Genomic DNA, 25,227 nt, shown 5'->3' on the forward strand with positions numbered 1-25,227 from the left:
TGTTTATTCGACCGCGGCTGCCTCTTCAGCCAATGTCGGATAATCGGTATAGCCCGCCTCGCCGGGGAAATACCACGTTTGCGGAACCCCCTTGTTCGGGTTCAGGTGCGCGCCTTGGGCAATGCGTTCCACCAGATCAGGGTTGGAGATGAACGGGCGGCCAAAGCTGATCGCATCGGCACGGCCCGACGCCACATCCGCAGCGGCCGCTTCAGGGGTGTAATCGCTGTTGAGCACGAGCGGGCCTTTATAGATCGACCGGATGAGCGCATCCTGCTGCGGCACATCGGTATTGCCGAAGGTGCCTTCCGGTCCCGGCTGGCGCAGTTCAAGGAAGCTGATGCCCAGTTCCTGCAGCACCCGCGCCGCTTCGCCAAAGGTAGCGGCAGGGTTGCTGTCATCAGTGCCTTGCGAATCACCGTTGGGTGAAAGGCGTACAGACACGCGCTCCTTGCCCCATACCGCGATCAGGCGTTCGGTCACTTCGCGCAACAGGCGCACCCGGTTCTGCGGGGTGCCGCCGTAATCGTCATCGCGCAAGTTGGTGCCATCACGCAGGAACTGGTCGATCAGATAGCCATTGGCGGCGTGAAGCTGCACGCCATCAAACCCGGCGGCTTTCGCGTTTTCCGCAGCGCGGGTGTAATCGTCCAGCAGGCGCGGCATCTCGTCCAGCCGCAGCGGACGTGCGGTTTCGAAATCCTTGGTGCCTTCGGGCGTATGGGCGTGGCCCGGCGCGCGCGTGGCCGATGCCGAAACTGGCGGCTCTCCGCCCAGGAAATAGGGGTGGACGATACGGCCCATGTGCCAAAGTTGCAGCACGATGCGGCCGCCGGCTTCATGCACCGCTTGCGTCACCGGCTTCCACGCGGCCACCTGTTCATCATTCCAGATGCCCGGCGCGCTCGGCCAGCCCAGACCTTCACGGCTGATGCCGGTGGCTTCCGAGATAATCAGCCCTGCGCTGGCGCGCTGGCGGTAATAATCGATCATGATCGGGGTGGGCACGCCTTCGGCAGTGGCACGGCCACGGGTCAACGGGGCCATGACAATGCGATTGGGGGCTTCGATTGCACCAAAGCGAACGGGCTGGAACAGCGGTTCATGCATGCTAGGAGATCCTCCTTGGGGAACATCGGCGAAACACCTCGGTTTCGCTTTGCAACTGGATTAAGCAGCGCCCATGACGAATTCAAGTGACGCTGCCTTGTCATTTCGGCCCAGGCCAATGCATTTCCTTGCTTTGTTGACAGGGAATGTTGCGCTGGCAATGGGACCGTGGTTCGTGCGCCTTGCCGATAGCGGCCCGGTATCCGCAGGGCTGTGGCGGCTGACGCTGGCCTTGCCGCTGCTATGGCTGCTGGGGCGGTACAAGCGTGAGCCGATGCGCGGCTATGCTCGTGCCGACTGGTGGATCATCATTGCGGCGGGCGTGGTCTTCGCGCTGGATCTGGCAAGCTGGCACATCGGCATTGAACGCACCAGGCTGGCTAATGCCACCCTGTTCGGCAATTCAGGCAGCCTGATCCTGATGGTGTGGGGTCTTGTCGCGCTGCATCGCCGCCCGCATTTGCGCGAATACGCCGCCGTTGCCATGGCGCTGGGTGGGGCAGGATTGTTGCTGGGCCGGTCGATGGAGATCGATGCCCGCACGCTGGCGGGCGATCTGTTCTGCATCCTCGCCGGGTTGTTCTACGTGGTCTATATCCTGCTGGTACAGCGACTGCGCGACCGGTTCGGCTCGTGGAGCCTGCTGTTCTGGTCCAGCGTGGCGGGCTGCCCGGTGCTGCTGTTCACCGCGCTTGCCATGGGCGAACCGGTGATGCCGCAAAACTGGTGGCCGCTGATCGGGTTGATGCTGGCCAGTCAGATCGTGGGGCAGGGGCTGCTGGTCTATTCGCTGGGGCACTTTCCGCCACTCGTGATCGGCCTTGTCCTGCTGACCCAGCCCGCCATTTCGGTAGTGGTGGGCTGGCTGTCGTTCGGAGAAGTGCTGGCGCTAGCCGATGCTGTGGGCATGGGGCTTGTTGCCGGCGCGTTGGTTCTGGCACGCGCCGGCGAAAACAAGGTTTAAGCGCCGAAAGGCTTGGCGCCCAGATCGCCCATGCCCACGGTGCCACTGGCCATGTCGAGCATACGGTCGAGGCTTTTCTTCGCGGCAAGGCGAAGCTCCTCATCCATTTCAATACGCGGGGTCAGGTCGCGTAGCGAAAGGTAAAGCTTTTCCATGGTGTTGAGCGCCATGTAGGGGCAGATGTTGCAGTTGCAGTTGCCGTCCGCACCGGGCGCACCGATGAAGGTCTTGCCCGGCATCGCCAGTTTCATCTGGTGGATGATGTGCGGCTCGGTCGCCACGATCAGCGTGTCGCCGGTGATCGTCTTGGCATATTGCAAGATACCGCTGGTCGACCCCACGTAATCGCAATGATCGATGATGTGCGGCGGGCATTCCGGGTGGCCTGCCACCGGTGCGTTCGGGTGCTGCGCTTTCAGCTTGAGCAGTTCGGTTTCGCTGAACGCTTCATGCACGATGCACACGCCCGGCCACAACAGCATGTCGCGCCCGAACTTGCGATTCAGATAGCCGCCAAGGTGGCGGTCGGGGCCGAAGATGATCTTCTGTTCCGGCGGAATCTGCGCAAGGATGGTTTCTGCGCTGGATGACGTGACGATCACGTCCGAAAGCGCCTTAACCTCGGTCGAGCAGTTGATATAGGTCAGCGCGATATGGTCAGGGTGGGCTTCGCGGAACGCCTTGAACTTGTCCGGCGGGCACGAATCCTCAAGGCTGCACCCAGCGTCGAGATCGGGCAGGACCACGATCTTGTTGGGCGACAGGATCTTGGCAGTATCGGCCATGAACTTCACGCCGCAAAACGCGATGACGTCGGCATCGGTCGCTGCCGCCTTGCGCGACAGTTCAAGGCTGTCACCCACGAAGTCGGCCAGATCCTGAATTTCCGGGCGCTGGTAGTAATGCGCAAGGATCACCGCATTGCGCTCTTTACGCAGGCGTTCGATCTCGGCGCGCAGGTCGATACCGGAAAGATTCGTGGGCTGGGCAGTCATCGCGAAATCCTTATTCCCGGCAGGCCGTGCCGGATGCAGGCGGACTTAAGCGCGCGATCAGGCGGCGGCAATACCCTGCGCATCAAACTCACTGGTCAAACGTCACCGTGACTTTGGCTTTGCCATATCCTGCCACTTGCAGTGGAATGGAAAGGTTCTGCGCAATGGCTTCCTTTGCTGCTTGTCGCGCAAGGTTCATCAGCACCGGGTTTGCAGCCTGCTTCACCGCTTGCGCTTCAGCCAGCCTGGTGTTGTCGCGCGTGAGCTTGTCTTGGGCTTCTCGACTGATCCAGATGCCATCCCGCAGATACTGCGCTCGCGCTTCGTCCAGATTGGGGCGGCTCACGGTCAAAGGCGGAAGGCGCACGGCCAGCGTCTGCTCCGCTGCGTTCCACGCAAGCCTGTTGCGCCCAACCTTTGCCAGATCGATGGTATATTCCACCCGCGCCGGGATGACCGCCACCTGTTTGGCATTGACCAGCCCGAACATGCGCGAATCATTGCTGGATACGACGGGGGCGAGTTCCGCACTAAACACGGTCAGTTTGTCCTGCTTTTCAAAGGCGACAAGACTGGTCGTCAACGGATCGCCAATGTCTTCGGGTTGCCAAAGCTTCCAACCAAGAAAGGCAGTTGCTGCCAGCGCCAGCAGAAACAGGCCCCAAGGAAGCATGGAAACACGCGCCAGCGAGCTTTCATGCCGAGGCGCAACGGGCGAAGTGTTCAGGCGTGTATCATCCATCGTTCATCCTCAACCCGCACACGGCCTTGCCGTTCCAGATCAATCAGATGCGCCAGCACCGAACGGCCTGCCGCGCCGTTAAGCCGGGGGTCGAGGCCTTTGTACATCGCGCCAACAAATTCCGGGATTGCATGTGGCCCGTCGTCTTCCAGCACGCGCAGGATCTGCCGTTCGCGCTGGCGACGATGGCCCAGCATACCCCGCACCAATTGGCGCGGATTGTCGATCTGCGGGCCGTGCGCGGGGTAAAGCACGCGGTCTTCGCGGTCGTGCAGCTTTTGCAGGCTTTGCATATAGGCGGCCATGTCGCCATCGGGCGGAGACACCACCGATGTCGACCAGCCCATCACATGATCGCCGGTGAACAGCGCGCCGCTTTCGACAAGCGAAAAGCACAGGTGATTGCTGGTGTGTCCCGGCGTGGCCACGGCTTCCAGTGTCCAACCATCCGCCGAAATCCGCTCGCCATCGGTCAGCACGCGGTCGGGCGCATAGTCGGCATCGAAGGCGGTGTCGGCGCGCGGGCCATCATCATCCATGGCCAGCGGCGCACATCCGATGATCGGCGCACCAGTTACCGCCTTCAGCGGGCGCGAGGCGGGACTGTGGTCGCGGTGGGTGTGGGTGCAGACGATGGCGACGATTTTGGCATCGCCCACCGCTTTCAGAATGGCGTCAACATGCCCTTCGCCATTGGTATCGGCATGCCCTGAAACCCCGGTATCGTTTGGGCCGGGGTCGATCACAGCCACTTCGGTACCCGCGCCCACGATGTAAGTCTGTGTGCCGGTAAAGGTATAGGGCGATGGATTGGGTGCAAGAACGCGGCGCACCAGCGGTTCAAGCTGTTCGGAAAGTCCGGTGGGCCAGCTTTCGCTGTCGGGTATGGGGGGCATCTGGGCCATGGCTTCATGCTATGGGGATTGCATAGGGTTCATGCAACCTTGCGTAATGGCGGCTGCCGTATCAGGATACGCGCGATGGAAACCCCATACGATCTCGCGGTGATCGGCGGTGGCGTGAATGGCGCTGCCATTGCACGCGATGCGGCCGGGCGCGGCCTTTCCGTTCTGCTGCTGGAACGCGGCGATCTGGCGCAGGGCACGTCGTCTGCCTCGACCAAGCTGATTCATGGCGGCCTGCGCTATCTGGAACATCGTGAATTTGCGTTGGTGTCCGAAGCCCTGCACGAACGCGAAATCCTGTGGCGGCAGGCCCCGCACATTGTCTGGCCAATGCGTTTCGTGCTGCCCATCGTGCCCGAAGGCCGTCCGTGGTGGATGCTGCGCACTGGGCTTTGGCTGTATGACCGCATAGGCGGGCGCAAGACTTTGCCTGCCACCGCGCGGGTGCCGCTGAAGGGACGCATGGGCCTGCAAGCGCAGATTGCGCGGGGGTATGAATATTCCGACTGCTGGGTGGATGATGCCCGGCTTGTGGTGTTGCTGGCGCGCGACGCGACAGATCGCGGGGCCGAAGTGCGCACCCGTTGTCCGGTTACCCGAATGGGGCGCGAAGGGCATTTGTGGCGGATCGATGCGGGGGGCGAGGTGTTCCATGCCGCGATGACGGTGAACGCTGCGGGGCCACAGGTGGGGCAGGTGATGGATGCGGCGCATTCCCCGTTGCCGGGCCTGCTGCGCAAGGTGCGCGGATCGCACATCGTCGTGCCGCGCCTGCACGATGATCCGCGCGCCCTGTTCCTGCAATTGCCTGATGGTCGCATCTGCTTTGCCATCCCCTGGCAATATGCTTTCACCCTGATCGGCACGACGGACAGCGAAGAAGGCGCAGATGCTGATCCACCGCAGGCCAGCGAGGCCGAGATCGAATATCTGCTGGCCGCCGCCAACGGCTATTTCCGGCGGCAGGTGACCCGGCAGGACGTGGTGTGGACGTATGCAGGGGTGCGGCTTCTGGCCGATGACGGTTCAGGCAAACCTGAGGCCGCGACGCGCGGATACAGGTTCGAACTGGACCGGGGGCCGGACCACCATTCCGCGCCGCTGCTGTCGGTGCTGGGCGGTAAGATCACCACGCATCGCACCCTTGCCGAAGCCGCGCTGGAACGGCTTGGCATAACCGACAATGCCGGATGGACCGCCAGCGCGCCGCTTCCCGGCGGGGATTTTACCCCCGATGGGCTGGACGAAGCGGATAATCTTGCCCCGCTGGAGCACGAAATTCTGGCGCAGGCACAGCACCTTTCGCGCCCCACCGCGCACCGGCTTGCCCGCGCCTATGGCACCGAAGCACTGGGATTTGTCCGGGCCGATATGGGCCGCCATTTCGGGCAGGGCTTTACCGATGCCGAACTTGACCACCTGATGGGCCGCGAATGGGCGATGACGGCTGATGATGTGCTGTGGCGGCGCTCAAAGCTTGGCCTGTGGTTCAGCGCCGAAGAAAAAGCCGCTTTGAAGGCGGCAATGGGGGAGCGCGACACATGACCGGCGATCTTGTGCTGGTAATCGATGCGGGCACCACATCCACCCGCGCGCTGTTGTTTGACCGAACGGGGCGTTGTCATGCGGTCAGCCAGCGCGAATTTGCGCAATTCTATCCTGAACCGGGGCGGGTAGAGCATGACGCGGCGGAAATCTGGACGGCGACGCTGGCCTGTATGCGCCAAGCGGCGGGGCAGGTGGGGGCGGAGCGTATTGCGTCCATCGGCGTCACCAACCAGCGCGAAACTGTGGTCGCATGGGATCGCATTGGCGGCGAACCGCTTGCCCGCGCTATCGTGTGGCAGGACCGTCGCACCGCGCCCTTGTGTGAAAAACTGCGGTCAGAAGGGGCCGAGCCGCTGGTGCAGGCGCACACTGGTCTGCTGCTCGATCCCTATTTCTCCGGCACCAAGATGCGCTGGCTGCTGGATGACGAACCTGCCGCTGCACAGGCCGCGCGCGAAGGGCGGCTGGCTCTGGGCACCGTGGAATCATGGCTGGTGTGGAAGCTGACCGGCGGTTCGGCCCATGTCACCGACGCCAGCAACGCCAGCCGCACGCTGCTGCTGGCGCTGGACGGCGCGGATTGGGACGATGATCTGCTGGCCCTTTTCGGCGTGCCGCGTGCTGCGCTGCCGCAGGTGGTCGACAGTCTTGGCGAATTTGGAACGGCCCTGCCTGAATGGCTGGGTGTGGGCATTCCGGTGCGCGGCCTTGCCGGGGATCAGCAAGCCGCAACGATCGGGCAGGGGTGTCTTGCCGCCGGACAGGTGAAGGCGACTTATGGTACCGGCGCATTCGTGCTGGCGACCATGGGCGATGCAGTGCCGCGTTCGGGCCATCGCCTGCTGGGCACGGTGCTGATGCAACAGGCCGGACGGCGCAGCTATGCGCTGGAAGGATCGGTCTTTGTTGCGGGCAGCCTTATCAAATGGCTGCGGGATAGTATGGGGCTTATCGCTTCGGCGGATGAAACCGCCGCATTGGCGTCTTCGGTGCCTGACAGCGGTGGCGTGGTGCTGGTGCCCGCGCTGTCCGGCCTTGGCGCGCCGCACTGGCGGCCCGATGCCACGGCGGCGCTATCGGGCATGACCTTTGCCACCACGCGCGCCCACATTGCCCGCGCCGCGCTAGAAGCGATGGCCCACCAAACGCACGACCTGATGGCGGCTTTTGCCGCCGACCGTGCGCCATGGTCCACGCTCAGGATCGATGGCGGGATGAGCAGCAACGACTGGATGGCGCAGGATCTGGCCGACCTGCTGGATTTGCCGGTGGAACGCCCCGCCATGGTGGAAACGACAGCGCTGGGCGCTGGCATGCTGGCCGCCACCGCATCGGGCTGGTTTGCATCGCTGGATGAAGCCGCCACAGCCATGCGCGGCCCGCTTACCCGGTTTGAACCGCAAATGCCGCAAAGCGTCCGGGATGCCCGGATTGCACGGTGGAAGCTGGCTTTGGGTAAGGTCTAGGCCGCGCTCGACGTATCGCCAACGGCGCGGGCAAGGCGTTCACGCAGTTTGCGTACCGCGCTGCCTTCGCTGATCGCATGGGCGCGCCAGGCATTTTCAAGCCGCTGGATGCGCTGATACAGCCGCTCGCTTTCATGCACCAGATGCTGCACGTCATCGGGTAAATCGTCCACCACATCGGCTTCGCTGGCGGGAAAATTGGCGATCAGCCGTCCGTGCCGGCGCAATTGCACCTCGGACAGTTCGCCTGCAAAGTGGGCGCGGTGATTCAGCAGCCACGCCAGGCAATGCATTACGCGCGTTGTGGTGCGTAGCGCCTCGCACGATATCTGCACCCGGCGCAAATCTTCGCCATCGGCGGCAGGCAGGCCCTGTCCAAATTCACCGCGCAGCCGTTCAAACCGCAGACGCACGGTATCGGCCAGATCAAGCGCTTCGGCATAGAGCGCTTCGACGATGCGCGGGTTGAGGCTGGGCGTAAGGGCCATGGCACAAGCGCATAGTCCGCCGGGAACTCCACGCCAACACCCGTTCCGGGCCATGCCCTGTCCAATTCGCGGACGTTTCTTAACGGGACATGTTGCGATGCGGTGACAGCGGAGATTGCCCGCGCATTTCTGCAGTCGATCAGGCGATAATGTCGGGAATTAGATAGTCCTCAATCATCGAAATCTGGTCTTTCAACAGCAGCTTGCGCTTTTTCAGTCGGGCAATCTGCAACTGATCGCGCACGCCGCCCGCGGTCAACGCATCGATCGCTGCGTCAAGATCGCGGTGTTCAAGGCGAAACGCTTCAAGCCGTTTGCGCATTTCCTCTTCGGTCACTGTACGCCCAACTCCAGTTCGCGGTAACCCGGTGCTTGCCTGCGGCCTACGGCTGATCCCGTAGCGCTGCCGACCCGGCGCGGTTTGGCTTGCAAGATACGGCGAATGTGCGAGCCTGACAACGCGCTGACTTGCCGAGTCGGTTGATGCCGACCGGAATTAGCGCCGCCCCGCACGGGCAGGCCGATACGGCCATGGCTCGCGCGGGTTTCTCAAAGGGGGCTAGTCCTTAAGGAGGAAACACGCATGGAATCGATGCACATCAGCGCTCTCCAGACAAAGCATGCCGGCCTGGAACGGCAAATTCAGATGGAAATGGCCCGTCCGCTCCCGGATGATACGCTGGTGGCCTCGCTCAAGCGAAAGAAGCTAAAGATCAAGGAAGAGCTATCGCGATTGCATTGACGATTGGCGATTTTGGTCAAGGAAAGCCCCATTGGCGGGCTTTCCTTCGGCCTCTCATATTCCTCGAAAAATCACACATACGTAAAATCGCGCTTCCGCACCGGATTGGATTTCGCACGACATTTCCAAACCGCGCGCACTAGGCTAGTTACATGCCCATGTTCAGCGCCGTTACCGCAGCCCGCCAGATCCTCACTTCGCTGCACGAAGTCATGGCATCACGCGCCGGTGCGCAAGCCAAGCTCAACCAGATCGTCGAAGTGATCGGGGAAAACCTCGATTCCGAAGTCTGTTCGATCTATCTTTTGCGCGAAGGCATGCTGGAACTGTTCGCCACGCGCGGCCTTAATCAGGCGGCAGTCCACGTCACCCGGCTGGCCGTGGGCGAAGGTCTGGTCGGCACAATTGCCGGCAATGTCGAAACGCTCAACCTTGCCGAAGCCGCCGCCCACCCCGATTTTGCCTTTCGCCCCGAAACGGGTGAAGAAAAGTTCCACTCCTTTGCAGGCGTACCCATTGTCCGGCGCGAACGTGCAGTGGGTGTGGTCGCGGTCCAGCACGTTGATCCGCGCCGCTACGAAGAGGTAGAGATCGAGGCGTTGCAGACCGTGGCGATGGTCCTGTCCGAACTGATCGCCAATGCCGAACTGATCGACGAAGAAGAAACGCTGGGCATTCCGGCCCACCTTACCGGGCATGACCGGTTGAACGGACTGACGCTGGTCAAGGGGTTGTCCAGCGGCGTGGCGGTGTTCCATCAGCCCCGCGTCACCATCGAACACATCGTGGCCGAAGATACCGAGGCGGAACGCCAGCGAGTCTATCTGGCGTTTGACAAGATGCGTGAACAGATTGATCGCATGGCCAGTCAGGCTGAATTCGGCATGGGCGGAGAACATGAGGAGGTTCTCGAAACCTATCGCATGTTCGCCTATGACGAAGGCTGGTCGCGCCGCATCAACGAAGCCATCGATTCCGGCCTCACCGCCGAAGCAGCGATTGAGCGGGTTCAGCAGCGCACCCGCATGCGCATGCGCCAGATTGACGATCCGCTGCTGGCGGACCGGATGCATGATCTGGAAGACCTGTCGAACCGGCTGTTGCGCATTGTATCGGGACAGCTTGGCACGGCGGCCAGCATGGGGTTGAAGGGGGACGCCATCCTGATCGCCCGCAATCTTGGCCCGGCTGAATTGCTGGAATACGATCGCCGCCGGTTGAAGGGCGTCATCCTCGAAGAAGGCTCGCTGACGGCCCATGTCGTCATCGTCGCGCGCGCCATGGGCATTCCGGTGGTGGGGCGCGTGCGTGCGCTGCGCGGCAAAGTGCGCGATGGTGATCTGCTGTTGCTTGATGGCGATCAGGGCGTGGTCGATGTGCGGCCTGCGCCCACGCTGGTCGAAGCGTTCGAGGCCCGCTTTGCCAAGAATCGCGAACGGCAGGCGCATTATGCCACCTTGCGCGAAGTGGAACCGTTCACGCGCGATGGCACGCGCATTACCGTGCTGATGAATGCAGGGCTTCGCGATGATACGCCGATGCTGGGCTTGACCGGGGCGGATGGCATTGGCCTGTTCCGCACGGAATTCCAGTTTCTGGTTTCGGCAACCCTGCCTGCGCGCGAACGCCAGACCCGGCTTTACCGCGACGTGCTGGATGCCGCAGGGGACAAGCCCGTGGTGTTCCGCACGGTCGACATCGGTGGTGACAAGGTTCTGCCCTATCTGCGTCACAATGATGGCGAGGATGAGGAAAACCCCGCCATGGGCTGGCGCGCGCTGCGTGTGGCGCTGGAACGCGATGGTCTGTTGAAAGTACAGGCGCGGGCTTTGCTGGAGGCCGCGGGTGGCCGGACGCTTAACGTGATGTTCCCGATGGTGACCGAACCGTGGGAATTCGACGCGGCCAAGGCGGTGTTCGAAAGCCAGCTTAAATTTCTGCGCCAGCGTAAGAAGATCCTGCCCGAAGCGATCCGGTATGGCGCGATGCTGGAAGTGCCCGCATTGGCCGAATGTCTCGATCTGCTCGCGCCCAAGCTGTCGTTCCTGTCCATCGGCACCAACGACCTTACGCAGTTCCTATTTGCGGCCGATCGCGCCAATCCCAAACTGGCCGAACGCTATGATTGGGTAAGCCCGGCCATCCTGCGTTTCCTGCGCCGGGTGGTAACCACAGTCGCGCCATTCGGCACCGATGTTACGGTCTGTGGTGAAATGGGCGGGCGGCGGCTGGAAGCGCTCGCCCTGCTGGGTCTTGGTATCACGCGTCTGTCCATCACGCCTGCGGCAGTCGGCCCGGTCAAGGAACTGGTGCGCAAGGTTGATCTCGATGAAATCCGCGCGGTGATGGACGGCTGGCTGGCTTCTCCCCCGGCGAACATGCGGGCGGCACTGGCGGAATGGGCCTGTGCCAAGGGGATCGAATGCGATTGATGTCGTAATACGGTCATTTCACCGCCCAAATCCGCCATTTCGGGTCTAGGCCGTTGACTTTCGCCGCAATGCCGCGAACCCTTAACAATGGGTTGCAAGAAGCCGGACGCTACTAACGCCGAAAGCATTTAATACGGGAGTCGCGCCTTGGCTGAAGCCGGCGGTCTTAATGACATTTCAAATACCGAATCGATGACTCTTCCGGCTGGCGAACCGCATCGCCCGTCGGCAGGGCAAACCTTGCGCGCCGCGCGTGAGGCTGCCGGTCTTGATATAAAGCAGCTGTCGTTGCGAACGCGCGTTACCACCCGCCATCTTGAGGCGCTGGAAGCAGGCGAATATACCGTGCTGCCCGGTCGGCCTTATGCGCTGGGCTTTGCGCGCAGTTATGCCCGTGCGGTCGGTCTTGATGAAAAGCTGATTGCCGAATTGGTGCGTGCCGAACTTGATCGCCAGGCGCCGCCGCCGCCGCCGCGCGTCATCAACCAGTTTGAAGTGGGTGATCCTGCCAAAACCCCGACACGGCTTACCGCATGGCTGGCGGGTGGTCTTGTGCTGGTTGTCGCGCTGGCTGGCCTGTTGTTCTGGCGCAGTTATTATCTGCCGTCTGCCGATCTGCCATCGCTGGTGGGTGCCGAAGAACCGAAACCCGCATCTTCGCAAGTCGCCGTTGTCCCACTGCCTGCGGCCAATCCCACTGGCCCGGTGGTGTTCACCGCCACGGAAGAACGTATCTGGGTCAAATTCTATGACGGGCAGGGTCAGCAGATTCTGCAAAAGGAACTGGCGAAAGGAGAAAGCTTCACCGTTCCTGCCACGGCGCAGGAACCAAAGCTGTGGACAGGCCGTCCTGATGCGCTGACCATTACCATCGGCGGGCAGGCCGTGCCGCGCATCGCTGAAAAGGAAGGCATCGTCAAAGATGTGCCGGTCAGCGCGCAGGTGCTGTTGGCCCGCACTGCTGCGCCTGCCGCTGGAACGACGCCGTCTGCTACCGCCGCACCGGTGGCATCGGCGCCTTCGCGGCCCCGTCCTGTCGCTTCGCGTCGCGCTGGTACCCAATCTGCCACTGTCGCCCCCACCATCAGCCCGGTTACCGAAACAGCAGCGCAGCCAGCTGGCCCAGCGGCTGGTGGTGCTGATGCTCCTGCATCCACGGGAATGAATTAACCCTGTCTCGACTTATCGCACCGTCTGCGCAATCATGAGGTCGGGGCGGGCTATGCCTTTGCTGCCCAAAATTTGACGCGACAATCGCTGGACGGGAATAATGATGACCATCACGCTTCGCGGCACCTCGCGCCACCGGTATATGTTCCGGTTCATGGGGCGACTGCCTTTTGTGGCCCTTGCGCTTGGTCTTGCTGTGCCTTTCGCAGGATCGCTTCATGCGCAATCCGCCGCAAAACCTGGCGCATCGACCGATTCCGAAGCGCGCCTGCGCAAGGTGGAAGCAGAAATTCGTGCGATCCAGCGTAAGGTCTTCCCTGACGGCGGGGGCAAGATGTTCGCGCCTGAAATTACGCCGGGCCAGGCGGTAATCGCGCCCGCCGGATCGCCTGCCGCACCGGCGGTTACCGATCTTCTGGCGCGTATGGATGCAGTGGAAGCGCAGCTTACCCGGCTGACGGCGCAAGTTGAAGAAGGGCAGAACCGTGCCGCGCGCATGGAAGAGCGCCTTGCCAAACTTGAAGCTGACGTCCCGGCTGCGCCGCAGCCTGCGGCTGCCCCCCCCCTTGCGGCTGCCGCTGTTGTACCTGCCAAGCCTGCAGCCGTAACACCTGTCACGCTCAAGCCGGCCACGACAGCCGCGAAGCCTCTTTCACCCTCTGCAGCGCGGGTTGCGGCGGTTCAGGCGATTGAAAAGCCTGCGTCGGGTGATGTGGGGCTGGACGAATACAGCTATGGCTTCCGTCTGTGGGAGGCCAAGTTCTATCCCGAAGCGCAGCAGCAGTTGCAGATTTTTGTCGACCGCTATCCCCAGCACAAGATGGTCAGCCATGGCCGCAACTTGCTGGGCCGCGCGTGGCTGGACGATGGCAAGCCGGGCACGGCGGCGCAGTTCTTCCTGCAGAACTATCTGGCCGACAAGAAGGGCGCACGCGCGCCTGACAGCCTGCTGTATCTGGGCGCGGCCATGGCCAAGCTGAAAGATACGGAAAAGGCCTGCGGTGCTTTTGCCGAACTTTCCGCCACCTATCCCGATGAAGTGGCTGGCCGCCTGAAGGCGCAGTATGACGCCGCTCGCGCCACGGTGAAGTGCAAGTAATGGTGCCGGGAATAGCCTGACCGCCCAGGCCACTGCGCGCTTTGCCGCGCAGTGGCAGGCGGTTGCCCCGACAGGTCCGGTGGGTCTTGCCGTATCAGGCGGGGCGGACAGTCTTGCCCTGTTGCTGCTGTTCCACGAAGTTGCGCCGCGCAACTTCTGCGTGGCAACGGTCGATCACGGTCTGCGCCCCGAAGCTGCCGATGAGGCGGCGATGGTGGCGGACGTGTGCAAGGCGCGCGATATTTCCCACACCACACTGACGCTGGCCTTGCCCAAAGGCAGTGCTGTGCAGGAGCGGGCACGGCTGGCGCGCTATGCTGCGCTTGCCGGATGGGCGCGAGGGCAGGGCCTTGCCGCACTGGTCACCGCACATCATGCGGACGATCAGGCCGAAACCATGGTCATGCGGCTCAATCGCGGGGCCGGTTTGCGCGGGCTTGCGGGAATGCGCAGCCGTTCCGCAACACCGGGTGATCTCGCGCTGCCGTTGCTGCGGCCTTTGCTGTCATGGCGGCGGGCAGATCTGGCGGCAGTGGTTGCTGCGGCGGGAATCGGGGCGGTTGAAGACCCTTCCAATCGCGATCACCGTTATGAACGGGTGCGGGTGCGTGATGCCTTGACGTCAAACCAAGTGTTTGATGCCAATGGCTTTGCCAATAGTGCCGCGCACCTTGCCGATGCCGATGCCGCGCTGGATTGGGCTGCGCAGCAGTTGTGGCGGGACGTGGTTTTCGACGGACAAGGTTTCACGTGGAACGTGCCGTCGGAGCTTCCGCAAGCGCTGGGACTGCGTGTTCTCGAACACGTCCTGAACGGCCTTGAAGCGCACATGGGGCGCGGCTCGGATGTCGTGCGCTGGCTTGAAGCGCTGTCTGCGGGGCGGGTGGCGACGCTGGCGGGGATCAAGGGCGATCCGCGCAAGGGACCATGGCGGTTCACCCGCGTTCCCCCTCATCGATAACCGCACCGTCTTTCGGGACAGGTCGCTGAAAAACGGTGGCTTCGTTATATTGTGATTCACCCGTGCCGTCCTACATTGGTCAGGACATGCGCCATCTGGTGCGCGAATGCGGAAAGACTGCGATGAACGACGATCAGCCCCAGGGTAACCCGTGGATCAAGAGCCTGCTTGTATGGGGCGGCATCTTCCTTGCACTTCTGCTGGTGGTTTCGATGTTCGGTTCGCGGGTCGATCCGGCGGCCACGACCATTCCCTATTCCTCGTTCCGGTCGCAGGTTGCCGACGGCGCTGTTCGCGCGGTGGAAATTTCGCCCGAACGGATTACCGGTACGCTGAAGAATGGCGGCCAGTTTGCCACGGTGCCGGTGCCGGGCGATTCCGACCTGCCCAAGCTGTTGCAGGACAATGGCGTGCAATATGCGGGCAAGGCAGCTGAACAGCCCAACATGCTGATGTATATCCTGGTCAATTCGCTGCCGTTCCTGCTGATTCTGGGCGTGGCCTTCTTTGCGCTGCGTCAGGTGCAGAAGGGCGGCGGTTCGGGCGCGATGGGTTTTGGCAAGTCCAAGGCCAAAATGCTGACCGAACGGTCGGGCCGGGTCACTTTTGATGACGTTGCCGGTATCGATGAAGCACGCGAAGAGCTGGAAGAAATTGTCGAGTTCCTGCGTGATCCTTCGCGTTTTTCTAAGCTGGGTGGCCAGATCCCCAAGGGTGCGCTGCTGGTGGGTAGCCCCGGCACCGGCAAGACCCTGCTGGCCCGCGCCATCGCGGGTGAAGCAGGCGTGCCATTCTTCACCATTTCGGGTTCGGATTTCGTGGAAATGTTTGTCGGCGTGGGCGCAAGCCGCGTGCGCGACATGTTCGAGCAGGCCAAGAAGAACGCGCCGTGCATCGTCTTCATCGACGAAATCGACGCAGTGGGCCGCCATCGCGGCCACGGCCTTGGCAATTCGAACGACGAACGCGAACAGACGCTGAACCAGCTTCTGGTCGAAATGGACGGGTTCGAGGCGAACGAAGGCATCATCATCATTGCCGCCACCAACCGTCCTGATGTGCTGGACCCGGCGCTGCTGCGTCCGGGCCGTTTTGACCGTCAGGTGGTTGTGCCCATCCCCGATATCGAAGGCCGTGAAAAGATCCTGTCGGTGCACATGAAGAAGGTGCCGCTGGCTCCCGACGTGAACCCGCGCACCATCGCGCGCGGCACGCCGGGCTTTTCGGGCGCGGACCTTGCCAACCTTGTCAACGAAGCCGCCCTGCTGGCCGCGCGCCGCAACAAGCGCCTTGTTGCCATGCAGGAATTCGAAGACGCCAAAGACAAGGTAATGATGGGCGCCGAGCGTCGGTCGATGGTAATGACCGACGACGAAAAGAAGATGACCGCCTATCATGAGGCGGGCCACGCCATCGTTTCGGTGAACGAGCCTGCGTCCGATCCGATCCACAAGGCGACGATCATTCCGCGCGGCCGCGCGCTGGGCATGGTCATGCGTCTGCCGGAACGTGACAGCTATTCCTATCACCGCGACAAGATGCATGCCAACCTGTCGGTCAGCATGGGTGGGCGCGTGGCCGAAGAGATCATCTTCGGGCATGACAAGGTGTCGTCGGGTGCGTCTTCGGATATCCAGTATGCCACGTCGCTCGCCCGTTCGATGGTGACCAAGTGGGGCATGTCGGACAAGCTGGGGCCGCTTCAGTATGAAGACCAGCAGGAAGGCTATCTGGGTATGAGCGGTTCTGCGCGCCTGTTCGCCTCTGACGAAACGAACAAGCTGATCGACACCGAAATTCGCGGGTTGGTTGACGGTGCGCATGAGCGTGCGCGGCAAATCCTGAAGGAACAGGAAGACAAGCTGCACCTTCTGGCGCAGGCCTTGCTGGAATATGAAACGCTGACGGGCGACGAGATCAAGGAGTTGATCGAAAGCGGCAAGATTGATCGTCCGCAGACGCCCAGCGGCCCTGCCCGGCCTGTCGCGGCGCAAGGATCAGCCGTGCCGCGCGCGGGCAAGAAATTCGGCGGATCGGCTAGCCCGCAGCCTGCGTGATAGCGAGTTTCGGTAAATATCAAAGGGCGGGGGGCAACCTCCGCCCTTTTCGGTTGTGACCTTTGCAAACAGCATAGCCAGCTTTTCGGCTGGCGGGCCGAGGTGGACGGGCGAATTTACCCGCCCGCTTCCATCAGGATCAGCCCGGCAAACAGCATCAGCGCGGTGAAGGCGAACATGCTGAGGAACCATGTGCGCCACCACGCGCCGAATTTTGAAACGCCATATGTACCGCGCAATTGCAGATACATATGCACCGGCGGGGCAAGGCCGAGGATGCCGAGCGCCGGGAATGTGGTGCGCGATCCCAGCATGGCAAGGATGGTCAGCAGCGTCATGAAGCATAGCGAATAGGTGACGAAGACCGTGTGGTCATACAGCCCGAAGCGGCGGCTGAAGGGGAACAGCAGCCACAGGAACGGCACCGAGATGGGGATCAAGGCCCAGCTTAATTTGTAGCTGTAGGTCTGCACCTTGTAGAGCGCGAGGCCGGGATTTTCTTTCCATTTGGCGAAGGCGGCATTGATCGAGGGCACATCGCTGAACGTCTCGAATTCGTTCATGTCGATGTTGGTCGCCTTGATCCCGCTGGTCTTGAGCTTTTCCAGTGCGGCGATGTTGTCGCGCGTTTGCCGCAATGCTTCATCGATCTGCAGGCGGCGCTCTGCGTTCAGGTCGGGCGCTTTGCGTTCACCTTCAAGATCGACAAGATCGCGGCGCTCTTGCGTCAAGGCGCTATCGATGGATGTCGACGCCTTGCTGGAGATATCCCCACTCATCGTGTTGATGGTGGTGAACAGCAGAAACATGCAGAACAGGAACAGCGCGATGGGCGAGACGTAACTGGCGCGCCGCCCGTCGATATATTCGCGGGTCAGTTTGCCCGGCTTTACGATCAGCAACGGCAGCGTGCGCCAGATCTTGCCTTCGAAGTGGAAGACGCCGTGCAGCAGATCGTGAAAGAACGCGCCCAGCGTCTTGTGAACATGCGCGGCCTGACCGCAGGCGTGGCAATGGCTGCCGACCAGCGCGGTGCCGCAGTTGAGGCACGCGCTTTCGTGCGTGTGCCCGGCATCCGAATGATCGCCAGCGTGCGGTTCAATCACGCGGGCTGTTGCCACGGTTTCGGCCATTTCGCCCAGAACCACGCCGTCGCTCAAAATATTTCCCCCTGATTGCTGGCAGGACCATAACCAGCCCTGCGCCTGCATGCCACATCCTTGAGACGCTGTGATTTCACCGAACATTAACCTTGTGGGTGCAGTCCGTTCGGGAACGGGCTACAGGACGGGGCGTGTTTACACCAAGGGATCAAATGCTGGCGTTTGCCGGGGCAGGCGGGGGAAGCGGCTTTGGTCAGCGGACCATGCCTTTGCCCGTGGTATCCGAACCTTCGCGCGCCGAGGTGGTGCTGAAGCATGTCGCGCCGCACTGGCACAAGGCCACCGCCCGAATCGAACGCTGGTTTGCACAGCGCGATCTGGTGCCCGATCTGGCCGAGGATATTGGCAGCGCCCGCTGGTTTCGCGGGTTTGGCACGATGCTGGCGCTGGGCGGAGCCGCTGCGCTTTGCTGGCCCAGCTTCTCCCCGTTGCAGGCCGCGCCGCTGACCGTGCTGGACGACCAGGCCCAGAATGAATTTCGCGTGCAGGGCATCCGTCCGCTGGCGTTTGGCGCGGATAATGGCCGCCGCATGGTGCAGACCGATGCGGTTATCGCGCTGGCCGCAGCGCCGGAACGTCCCAGTATTGACCTGACCGCGACGCTGGGCACTGGCGACAGTTTTCCCCGCATGTTGCAGCGGGCCGGGCTGTCGAGCGTGGATATCGTGCGGGTGATTGATCTGGTGGGCGGTGCGGTGAAGCCCGAATCGATTCAGCCGGGCACACGTTTTGCCATCCGGCTTGGCGCGCGGACCAGCCCGGCACAGCCGCGCCCGCTGGAACAGATTGCCTTTCGTCCGCGCTTTGATTTGGCGCTGGACATTCGGCGCAGTGGTGGCGGGCTGGCGCTGGCGTCCAATGCCATTGCCGTGAACACCATACCCATGCGTATTCGCGGGATCGTGGGGGGCAGCCTTTATCGTTCCGCGCGCGCTGCCGGTGCGCCGCCTTCGGCGGTGCAGGATTACTTGCGCGCCATCGATGAACACATGGCGTTCGAAGAAATTGCGCCGGGCGATGAATTCGATCTGGTCTTTGCCAATCGTTACGCGGCCAGCGGCGAATCGCAGGCGGGCGATGTGGTCTATGCCAGTGTCGTGCGGGCTGGAAAGCCGGTGCTGCAATTGCTGCGCTGGGGCAAGGACGGAACCTTCACTTCGCCGCAAGGTATGGCCGAGGGCGCGCAAAGTTCCAGCGGATCGCTGGGGGCGCCGGTCAATGGCCGGATTACCTCAAACTTCGGGCCGCGCCGCCATCCTATCCTAGGCTATATGCGGATGCATGCGGGCATCGATTTCGGTGCGGGTTATGGCTCGCCCATCTATGCTGCCACCGACGGGCGGGTGACCTTTGCCGGATGGCATGGCGGGCACGGCAATTATGTGCGGCTGGATCATGGCGGCGGGATTGGCACGGGCTATGGCCATATGAGCAGGATCGCGGTTTCGCCCGGCCTTTCCGTGCGGCGCGGGCAGGTGATCGGCTATGTCGGCTCAACCGGCCTGTCGACCGGGCCGCACCTGCACTACGAAGCCTATCGCAATGGGCGCACGGTGGATCCGATGTCGATTGGTGCGGTGGTGCAGCGCGCCACGGTCGATCCGGCGCAAATGGCCGCCTTCCGTGCCAAGCTGGCGCAAGTGACCGCGATCAAACCGAACAGCGGACCTGCCACTATCCGCTGATTGCAGCAGAGCGCGCCAGGGTTTAGGCACGCGGGCATGACCAGCTATCCCCTGACTCGCCTGCGCCGCACCCGCTCCACTGCATGGAGCCGCGCCATGCACCGCGAAGTGCTTGTGACCCCGGCCGATCTGATCTGGCCGCTGTTCGTGACCGAAGGTTCGGGCGTGGAAGACCCGATCACATCGCTGCCGGGCGTATCGCGCTGGTCGGTGGATGGCATCGTCGCGCGCGCGAAAGAGGCGGTGGCGCTGGGCATTCCGTGCCTTGCCCTGTTCCCCAACACACAGGCCGACCGGCGCAGCGAGGACGGCAAGGAAGCGCTGAACCCCGACAACCTGATGTGCCGGGCCATCCGCGCGATCAAGGATGCCTGCGGCGATGATATCGGCGTGCTGACCGATGTGGCGCTCGACCCCTATACCAGCCACGGGCAGGACGGGTTGATCGACGATGCAGGCTATGTGCTGAATGATGCCACGGTCGAAGCGCTGGTGGGGCAAAGCCTGAATCAGGCGGCGGCGGGCGCGGATATCATTGCGCCTTCGGACATGATGGATGGCCGGATCGGCGCGATCCGTGAAGCGCTGGAGGGCCATGGCCACATCAATGTGCAGATCATGTCCTATGCTGCAAAGTATGCGTCGGCTTTCTATGGCCCGTTCCGTGATGCCGTCGGGTCGCGCGGGCTGCTGAAGGGCGACAAGAAAACCTACCAGATGGACCCCGGCAATGCCGAAGAGGCGCTGCGCGAGGTGGAATTGGATCTGGCCGAAGGCGCGGACAGCGTGATGGTCAAGCCTGGCCTGCCTTACCTCGACATCGCCTGCCGTGTGAAAGAGACGTTCGGCGTGCCGGTCTTTGCCTATCAGGTGAGTGGCGAATACGCGATGATCGAAGCGGCAGTGGCTGTGGGTGCGGCAGACCGTGATGCGATGGTGCTCGAAACGCTAGTGGCGTTCAAGCGCGCGGGATGCTCTGGCGTGCTGACCTACCATGCCGCCCATGCCGCCCGCCTGATGGGCGCCTGAGAGGAGCCAGCAATGCATCCTGACGTTTCGATCATCACGCTGAACGGCAAGACGCCGCGCATCCACGAATCGGCGTTTATCGCGCCAGGATGCCGGATCATTGGCGATGTCGAAATCGGCCCGGATGCGTCGATCTGGTACAACTGCGTGCTGCGCGGCGATGTAAACCACATCCACATCGGTGCGCGCAGCAACATTCAGGACGGCACCGTGATCCATTGCGACAGTCCGGACCCCAAACATCCGGCGGGTTTCCCCACGATCATCGGGGATGACGTGCTGGTGGGCCATATGGCGATGATCCACGGCTGCACCATCGATGATCGCGGTTTCGTGGGGCTGGGCGCCATCGTGATGAACGCCTGCGTGATTGAAAGCGATGGCATGCTGGCTGCGGGGGCGCTGTTGACGCCGGGCAAGCGCATTGGCGCAGGGCAGCTTTGGGGTGGCCGCCCCGCCGCCTATATGCGCGACCTGACCGAAGCGGCGATGGCGGACATGCAAAAGGGCGTGCAGCATTACGTCCACAACGGCCAGCGCCACAAGGCGGCAATCCTTGGCGCGTCCGAGGACTGATCTTCCGCCCGCCACCGCCCTGCGCGCCCTTGCCGATGGTGAGGGGCGGCTGGCGGTGCGGGTGACGCCCGGCGCGAAAGTGGAAGGCATCGAGATTGCCGATGGCCGCGTGCTGGTGAAAGTGCGCGCCAAGCCAGAGGATGGGAAGGCGACGGCAGCGGTGATCGCGCTGGTGGCTGAAGCGCTGGGCGTTGCGCCATCAAAAGTAGACATGTTGCGAGGGCTTACTTCGCGCGAAAAGCTGTTCAGGATTCCACCGGAAGCCTGAACGCAACTGCCGTCATCGCTGCGGCCCAGATCGCAGCGATCCACAGGCAGCCTTGCGGAAACCGGTCCTGCAGGGATGCGCCCAGCACTGCCCCTGCCAACAGCCCTGACCACAGCGTGGCCCACGATTGCCATGCGCCGTTCGGCTGGCCGGACAGTGCATTGGCGATGCCCTGGCCCAGCTTTACCAGCGCGCCGGTCATATACGTCAGGCCTACCGCTACTTCGCCGCCGCGCTGGAATGTGTTGTTAAGAGCGCCCATCGCCATGACCATACCTGTCAGCATCACCGCAGGACTGCCCAGCGCGCGGCCTGATGCCGCCAACAGCAACAGGGCGGTTACCAGTCCGACCACGGCAGGTTTGCGTAAAGGCCCCGCATGGCGCGATGCCAATGCCCCCAGCGTTACCCCGATCACGAAGCCGAGGATCAGTACCAGCGGCATAAATGCCATGATGGGCGCTGTGCCCAGCGCGACACCAAGCCGGGTGGTGTTACCTGACATGAACGATACGAAGTACCCGTCAGCTGACAGAAACCCCACCGCATCGACAAACCCTGCCATCGCGGCAAGGGCAATGGCAAAGCGGCGGCGCTGGCGGTCGTAGTGGATCACCGCGCCATCATAGCGGGTGAATCAGCCAGAGGCCATGTTCCGCGCCATCTGCCCCAGAACTTGCGCCATGGCATCGGCAATTTCCGTGTCTGCCGGGTCCACATCGGCAATCGCGCGGGTCATGCAGTCGGCCCACTGACCGGCAGTTACGCGGGTGATGGGAAAGGGTTTGTGCATCGACATCATGCATTTGCCGGGGTTTGCTTCAAACCACTGGCGCGGGCCGCCTGCCCACCCGGAAAGGAAACCCGGCAGCGAGTCCCGCATCGGCGCAAGGTCTGGCGCGTGCATGGCGCGAAGGGCCTGATACGCCGGGTCCGTATCCATCAGGTCATAGAAGCGGTCGGTAATCTGCCGCAGCACGTCGATGCCGCCGATGCGATCATAGGGTGATTGTGCAGGGGCTTCGGCAGGGGTGCTGGCCAAGGGACATGCTCCGGTGGATAAGGATCGGGAGCCTTGTTCCTAGCGCGCCGGATGGCCATGCCAATTGATGCGAATCAATCCGCGATCATGGCTTTCAGCGTGTCGATCCGGTCGGCCTCATGGGCGGGTTTGTCAGCCCGGATGCGGCTGATCCGGGGAAAGCGCATGGCAAGGCCGGATTTGTGGCGCTTGCTGGCGTGGACCGAATCGAACGCCACTTCCAGCACCAGCGATTTGTTGGTTTCGCGCACCGGGCCGAATTTGCCCACGGTATGCTGGCGGACATGGCGGTCCAGCCATTTCAGTTCTTCGTCGGTGAACCCGAAATAGGCTTTGCCCACGGGCAGCAGTTCGGCTCCCTTATCGGGATCGCCGTTCCAGCAGCCAAAGGTGAAATCGGAATAGAACGATGATCGTTTGCCCGACCCGCGCTGCGCATACATCAGCACGCAATCGATCAGCAGCGGATCGCGCTTCCATTTATACCACAAGCCGGTGCGCCGCCCGGCGACATAAGGGGAGTCACGCCGTTTCAGCATGACGCCCTCAATGGCATCGTCGCGCGCACGGCTGCGAATTTCGGCCAGATCATCAAAGTTTGCAGCCGGGATCACCTGCGACAGATCAAACCTTTCGGGATCGAGCCGGGGCACCAGGGCTTCCAACCGGGCGCGGCGCTGTTCCCACGCCCATTCGCGCAGGTCTTCACCATTGTCGATCAGCAGGTCGTAAAGACGGACGAAGGCGGGATAGTCGCGCAGCATCGTCTTGGACACGGTCTTGCGCCCCAGTCTTTGCTGCAAGGCGTTGAAGCTGGCAGCACCACCGGTTTCGCCGCCCTGATGCGCGCCGCGCACCAGCAGTTCGCCATCCAGCACGCACGGGACCGACAATGCGGCGGTTACTTCGGGGAAAGTGGCGGAAATGTCGTCGCCACTGCGCGAATAGACCCGCGTTTCACCCGCCACATGGGCAATCTGCACCCGGATTCCGTCCCATTTCCACTCCGCCGCGAACTCCGCCAGATCAAGGCTTTCCGCCTCAAGCGGGTGCGCCAGCATGAACGGGCGAAACAGTGGCAGCAGATCGGTGCGCGGCGGAGCGGCCCCTTCCGCGCCCCAAGCGAACAGCGGCAGGTAAGGCGGGGCCTGCCCGTGCCAGTACTCCTCCACATCCTCCACCCGAACGTCAAAGGCCTGGGCAAAGGCCACTTTGGCAAGGCGCGCGGAAATGCCGATGCGCATCGCGCCGGTGGCCAGTTTCAGCAAGGCATAGCGACCGTTGACGTCAAGGCGATCAAGCAGCTCGGCCAGAATGGTGCCTGCCGTGGTGCGGGTGGTGGCGTGCAGCGTTTCGACGACTTCGGCGACCGATGGCGCAGGCAAGCGTTCACCCGATGGTTCAGGCCATAACAGGCTGGCGGTTTCGGCAGTGTCGCCCACATAATCGCGGCTGAGTGTCCACAATACCGGATCGACCCGTTCGGCCATGAGTGTGCGGATAGTGCCTGCCTTCACCGCCGGAAAATCCAGCCCGTCGGTCAATGCCGCCAGCGCCCACCCGCGATCAGGATCGGGCGTTTCGCGCAAGTATTCGGCCAGCAGCGCCAGCTTGGCATTGCGCGAAGGGGTAAGGACCAGCGCGTCGAGCAGGGCGGCAAAGCGCTCCATCAGTCGTCTTCATCCTCATAGCCCACCAGTGCCAGAGCGCGCGCCTTGCGCTGGGTCAGTTCGCACCAGCGCAGCAGGGCTTCCTCGCGCCCGTGGGTTACCCATGTCTCGGCAGGATTCACCTGGGCGATAGTCGTGGTCAATTCGTCCCAGTCGGCGTGGTCCGAGATAATCAGCGGCAGTTCGACATTACGCTGCCGCGCGCGCTGGCGCACCCGCATCCATCCCGATGCCATGGCGGTGATCGGGTCGGGCAGACGGCGGCTCCAGCGGTCGTTCAGGGCCGATGGCGGGCATACCACAATGGCATTGGCCAGCGCCGCCTTGGGCATGCCTGCCACGGCCTTCAGGTCGCCCAGATCTATGCCGTGGTCCTGATAAAGCCCGCACATCCGCTCCATCGCGCCGTGCAGCCAGATGGTTTCGGCAAAGCCGGCCGCCCGCAGTTCGGCAATCACCCGCTGCGCCTTGCCCAGCGCGTAGGCACCCACCAGAACGCAGCGACCGTCTTCGTTGGCGCGTGCGTCCAGTAGCTTGGCCATTTCATCGGCAATTGGCGGATGGCGGAACACCGGAAGGCCGAAGGTTGCCTCGGTTACGAACACATCGCAGGGTGTGACCTGAAAAGCAGGGCAGGTGGGGTCTGCCCGTCGTTTGTAATCGCCGGTGATCACTACCCGTTCGCCTGCGTGTTCCAGCAGAATCTGCGCAGACCCCAGTACATGCCCAGCAGGAACGAATGTGGCGCGCACATTGCCGCGTAATGTCACCGTCTCACCATAGGAAACCGGCTGTGTGGCAGTTTCAACCACGCCATAGCGCAGGCCCATGATCGCCAGCGTTTCGGGTGTGGCCACGGTGCGGGCGTGGCCGCCGCGCGCGTGATCGGCGTGGCCATGGGTCACCAGCGCCAGATCGACCGCCCGCGCCGGATCGATCCACGCATCGGCAGGCGCGATATACAGCCCGTGCGGTTCGGGACGCAGCCAGGAAAAGGATTGGGCCATGGCGTGACAATGGCCGGACCTGCCTGCGTGTTCCAGTGACACAAAGGGCGGCTGCTATATAAGGTCGAGGGGCAAAAGTTGCGCCGCGCGACTTTGCGCCAAAGAAAA

The 25,227-nt window shown here is 62.6% G+C and carries 24 protein-coding genes; 13 read left to right on the top strand and 11 right to left on the bottom strand.

The window, feature by feature from the left end; genetic code table 11:
• Positions 1–3 precede the first annotated feature (3 nt).
• Positions 4–1,110, bottom strand: a complete 1,107-nt coding sequence (locus tag OVA07_RS04975; RefSeq protein WP_268170366.1) for an alkene reductase — start codon at positions 1,108–1,110, stop codon at positions 4–6.
• 118 nt (positions 1,111–1,228) lie between these two features.
• Here OVA07_RS04975 and OVA07_RS04980 point away from each other — a divergent pair, with 118 nt between their 5' ends.
• Positions 1,229–2,074, top strand: coding sequence for a DMT family transporter (locus tag OVA07_RS04980; protein ID WP_326493102.1), 846 nt, complete (start codon positions 1,229–1,231; stop codon positions 2,072–2,074).
• Here OVA07_RS04980 and nadA read toward each other — a convergent pair.
• From nadA to OVA07_RS04995, 3 genes are all read right to left on the bottom strand, one after another.
• A complete protein-coding gene (nadA, locus tag OVA07_RS04985; protein ID WP_268170368.1) occupies positions 2,071–3,069 on the bottom strand; it encodes a quinolinate synthase NadA in 999 nt (332 codons plus the stop codon). The two genes, OVA07_RS04980 and nadA, sit on opposite strands and share 4 nt — an antisense overlap.
• An 88-nt stretch (positions 3,070–3,157) precedes the next feature.
• On the bottom strand, positions 3,158–3,811 hold the full coding sequence (locus tag OVA07_RS04990) for a DUF4230 domain-containing protein (protein WP_268170369.1): 654 nt from the start codon (positions 3,809–3,811) through the stop codon (positions 3,158–3,160).
• Positions 3,793–4,707: an MBL fold metallo-hydrolase gene (locus OVA07_RS04995; RefSeq protein ID WP_442789663.1), complete on the bottom strand. Its 915-nt coding sequence runs from the start codon at positions 4,705–4,707 to the stop codon at positions 3,793–3,795. Before OVA07_RS04995 ends, OVA07_RS04990 begins: the two co-directional genes overlap by 19 nt.
• Positions 4,708–4,791: 84 nt before the next feature.
• Here OVA07_RS04995 and OVA07_RS05000 point away from each other — a divergent pair, with 84 nt between their 5' ends.
• Together OVA07_RS05000 and glpK are read left to right on the top strand one after the other, a co-directional pair.
• The gene (locus tag OVA07_RS05000) at positions 4,792–6,261 is read left to right on the top strand and encodes a glycerol-3-phosphate dehydrogenase (RefSeq protein WP_268170371.1); all 1,470 of its coding nucleotides are present in this window, start codon (positions 4,792–4,794) and stop codon (positions 6,259–6,261) included.
• Positions 6,258–7,730 carry a glycerol kinase GlpK gene (gene glpK, locus OVA07_RS05005; RefSeq protein ID WP_268170372.1) on the top strand — a complete coding sequence of 491 codons (1,473 nt, stop codon included), beginning with the start codon at positions 6,258–6,260 and terminating at the stop codon, positions 7,728–7,730. Before OVA07_RS05000 ends, glpK begins: the two co-directional genes overlap by 4 nt.
• On the opposite strand, the gene OVA07_RS05010 is transcribed toward glpK, so the two are convergent.
• Positions 7,727–8,218 (bottom strand): DUF1465 family protein, encoded by a 492-nt coding sequence (locus tag OVA07_RS05010; protein ID WP_268170373.1) that lies wholly within the window; start codon positions 8,216–8,218, stop codon positions 7,727–7,729. The two genes, glpK and OVA07_RS05010, sit on opposite strands and share 4 nt — an antisense overlap.
• A 139-nt stretch (positions 8,219–8,357) precedes the next feature.
• Positions 8,358–8,555 (bottom strand): YdcH family protein, encoded by a 198-nt coding sequence (locus tag OVA07_RS05015; protein WP_268170374.1) that lies wholly within the window; start codon positions 8,553–8,555, stop codon positions 8,358–8,360.
• 246 nt (positions 8,556–8,801) lie between these two features.
• On the opposite strand from OVA07_RS05015, the gene OVA07_RS05020 reads away from it, so the two are divergent.
• The 6 genes from OVA07_RS05020 to ftsH all read left to right on the top strand — a co-directional run bounded on the left by OVA07_RS05020 (position 8,802) and on the right by ftsH (position 16,679).
• Positions 8,802–8,960 (top strand): YdcH family protein, encoded by a 159-nt coding sequence (locus OVA07_RS05020; RefSeq protein WP_268170375.1) that lies wholly within the window; start codon positions 8,802–8,804, stop codon positions 8,958–8,960.
• 152 nt (positions 8,961–9,112) lie between these two features.
• Positions 9,113–11,392 carry a phosphoenolpyruvate--protein phosphotransferase gene (gene ptsP, locus OVA07_RS05025; protein ID WP_442789616.1) on the top strand — a complete coding sequence of 760 codons (2,280 nt, stop codon included), beginning with the start codon at positions 9,113–9,115 and terminating at the stop codon, positions 11,390–11,392.
• A gap of 147 nt (positions 11,393–11,539) precedes the next feature.
• Positions 11,540–12,562, top strand: coding sequence for a helix-turn-helix domain-containing protein (locus tag OVA07_RS05030; protein ID WP_268170376.1), 1,023 nt, complete (start codon positions 11,540–11,542; stop codon positions 12,560–12,562).
• Positions 12,563–12,662: 100 nt separating this feature from the next.
• A complete protein-coding gene (locus tag OVA07_RS05035) occupies positions 12,663–13,661 on the top strand; it encodes a tetratricopeptide repeat protein (RefSeq protein ID WP_268170377.1) in 999 nt (332 codons plus the stop codon).
• 79 nt (positions 13,662–13,740) lie between these two features.
• Positions 13,741–14,622, top strand: a complete 882-nt coding sequence (gene tilS, locus OVA07_RS05040; RefSeq protein ID WP_268170378.1) for a tRNA lysidine(34) synthetase TilS — start codon at positions 13,741–13,743, stop codon at positions 14,620–14,622.
• 122 nt (positions 14,623–14,744) lie between these two features.
• On the top strand, positions 14,745–16,679 hold the full coding sequence (gene ftsH, locus OVA07_RS05045; RefSeq protein ID WP_268172606.1) for an ATP-dependent zinc metalloprotease FtsH: 1,935 nt from the start codon (positions 14,745–14,747) through the stop codon (positions 16,677–16,679).
• 116 nt (positions 16,680–16,795) lie between these two features.
• Here the strand turns inward: ftsH and OVA07_RS05050 are convergent, their stop codons facing one another.
• Positions 16,796–17,839: a DUF3667 domain-containing protein gene (locus OVA07_RS05050; RefSeq protein WP_268170379.1), complete on the bottom strand. Its 1,044-nt coding sequence runs from the start codon at positions 17,837–17,839 to the stop codon at positions 16,796–16,798.
• 155 nt (positions 17,840–17,994) lie between these two features.
• Between OVA07_RS05050 and OVA07_RS05055 the strand changes: the two genes are divergently transcribed.
• The 4 genes from OVA07_RS05055 to OVA07_RS05070 are packed head-to-tail and all read left to right on the top strand — an operon-like array spanning position 17,995 to position 21,400.
• The gene (locus tag OVA07_RS05055; protein ID WP_268170380.1) at positions 17,995–19,527 is read left to right on the top strand and encodes a M23 family metallopeptidase; all 1,533 of its coding nucleotides are present in this window, start codon (positions 17,995–17,997) and stop codon (positions 19,525–19,527) included.
• A 36-nt stretch (positions 19,528–19,563) separates the two neighbouring features.
• Positions 19,564–20,556, top strand: a complete 993-nt coding sequence (gene hemB / locus OVA07_RS05060; protein ID WP_268170381.1) for a porphobilinogen synthase — start codon at positions 19,564–19,566, stop codon at positions 20,554–20,556.
• A gap of 12 nt (positions 20,557–20,568) precedes the next feature.
• Positions 20,569–21,132, top strand: a complete 564-nt coding sequence (locus OVA07_RS05065; protein WP_268170382.1) for a gamma carbonic anhydrase family protein — start codon at positions 20,569–20,571, stop codon at positions 21,130–21,132.
• Entirely contained in the window at positions 21,113–21,400 is a 288-nt protein-coding gene (locus tag OVA07_RS05070; RefSeq protein ID WP_268170383.1) for a DUF167 domain-containing protein, read from the top strand. Before OVA07_RS05065 ends, OVA07_RS05070 begins: the two co-directional genes overlap by 20 nt.
• Here the strand turns inward: OVA07_RS05070 and OVA07_RS05075 are convergent.
• The 4 genes from OVA07_RS05075 to OVA07_RS05090 all read right to left on the bottom strand — a co-directional run bounded on the left by OVA07_RS05075 (position 21,378) and on the right by OVA07_RS05090 (position 25,119).
• On the bottom strand, positions 21,378–22,016 hold the full coding sequence (locus tag OVA07_RS05075; protein WP_268170384.1) for a YoaK family protein: 639 nt from the start codon (positions 22,014–22,016) through the stop codon (positions 21,378–21,380). The two genes, OVA07_RS05070 and OVA07_RS05075, sit on opposite strands and share 23 nt — an antisense overlap.
• A 21-nt stretch (positions 22,017–22,037) precedes the next feature.
• Complete coding sequence (locus OVA07_RS05080) at positions 22,038–22,442, bottom strand: group II truncated hemoglobin (protein ID WP_268170385.1); 405 nt, start codon at positions 22,440–22,442, stop codon at positions 22,038–22,040.
• A 74-nt stretch (positions 22,443–22,516) separates the two neighbouring features.
• Positions 22,517–24,112, bottom strand: coding sequence for a cisplatin damage response ATP-dependent DNA ligase (locus OVA07_RS05085; RefSeq protein ID WP_268170386.1), 1,596 nt, complete (start codon positions 24,110–24,112; stop codon positions 22,517–22,519).
• Complete coding sequence (locus OVA07_RS05090) at positions 24,112–25,119, bottom strand: ligase-associated DNA damage response exonuclease (RefSeq protein WP_268170387.1); 1,008 nt, start codon at positions 25,117–25,119, stop codon at positions 24,112–24,114. Before OVA07_RS05090 ends, OVA07_RS05085 begins: the two co-directional genes overlap by 1 nt.
• Positions 25,120–25,227 lie beyond the last annotated feature (108 nt).

Origin of the sequence: Novosphingobium sp. SL115, assembly GCF_026672515.1 — a bacterium.
GTDB lineage: Bacteria > Pseudomonadota > Alphaproteobacteria > Sphingomonadales > Sphingomonadaceae > Novosphingobium.

Bases quoted from the DNA above. Each gene is read 5' to 3' on its own strand.
- OVA07_RS04975 (WP_268170366.1), bottom strand. From the start codon at position 1,110: ATGCATGAACCGCTGTTCCAGCCCGTTCGCTTTGGTGCAATCGAAGCC.
- OVA07_RS04980 (WP_326493102.1), top strand. From the start codon at position 1,229: ATGCATTTCCTTGCTTTGTTGACAGGGAATGTTGCGCTGGCAATGGGA.
- nadA (WP_268170368.1), bottom strand. From the start codon at position 3,069: ATGACTGCCCAGCCCACGAATCTTTCCGGTATCGACCTGCGCGCCGAG.
- OVA07_RS04990 (WP_268170369.1), bottom strand. From the start codon at position 3,811: ATGGATGATACACGCCTGAACACTTCGCCCGTTGCGCCTCGGCATGAA.
- OVA07_RS04995 (WP_442789663.1), bottom strand. From the start codon at position 4,707: ATGCCCCCCATACCCGACAGCGAAAGCTGGCCCACCGGACTTTCCGAA.
- OVA07_RS05000 (WP_268170371.1), top strand. From the start codon at position 4,792: ATGGAAACCCCATACGATCTCGCGGTGATCGGCGGTGGCGTGAATGGC.
- glpK (WP_268170372.1), top strand. From the start codon at position 6,258: ATGACCGGCGATCTTGTGCTGGTAATCGATGCGGGCACCACATCCACC.
- OVA07_RS05010 (WP_268170373.1), bottom strand. From the start codon at position 8,218: ATGGCCCTTACGCCCAGCCTCAACCCGCGCATCGTCGAAGCGCTCTAT.
- OVA07_RS05020 (WP_268170375.1), top strand. From the start codon at position 8,802: ATGGAATCGATGCACATCAGCGCTCTCCAGACAAAGCATGCCGGCCTG.
- ptsP (WP_442789616.1), top strand. From the start codon at position 9,113: ATGCCCATGTTCAGCGCCGTTACCGCAGCCCGCCAGATCCTCACTTCG.
- OVA07_RS05035 (WP_268170377.1), top strand. From the start codon at position 12,663: ATGATGACCATCACGCTTCGCGGCACCTCGCGCCACCGGTATATGTTC.
- ftsH (WP_268172606.1), top strand. From the start codon at position 14,745: ATGAACGACGATCAGCCCCAGGGTAACCCGTGGATCAAGAGCCTGCTT.
- OVA07_RS05055 (WP_268170380.1), top strand. From the start codon at position 17,995: ATGCTGGCGTTTGCCGGGGCAGGCGGGGGAAGCGGCTTTGGTCAGCGG.
- hemB (WP_268170381.1), top strand. From the start codon at position 19,564: ATGACCAGCTATCCCCTGACTCGCCTGCGCCGCACCCGCTCCACTGCA.
- OVA07_RS05065 (WP_268170382.1), top strand. From the start codon at position 20,569: ATGCATCCTGACGTTTCGATCATCACGCTGAACGGCAAGACGCCGCGC.
- OVA07_RS05085 (WP_268170386.1), bottom strand. From the start codon at position 24,112: ATGGAGCGCTTTGCCGCCCTGCTCGACGCGCTGGTCCTTACCCCTTCG.
- OVA07_RS05090 (WP_268170387.1), bottom strand. From the start codon at position 25,119: ATGGCCCAATCCTTTTCCTGGCTGCGTCCCGAACCGCACGGGCTGTAT.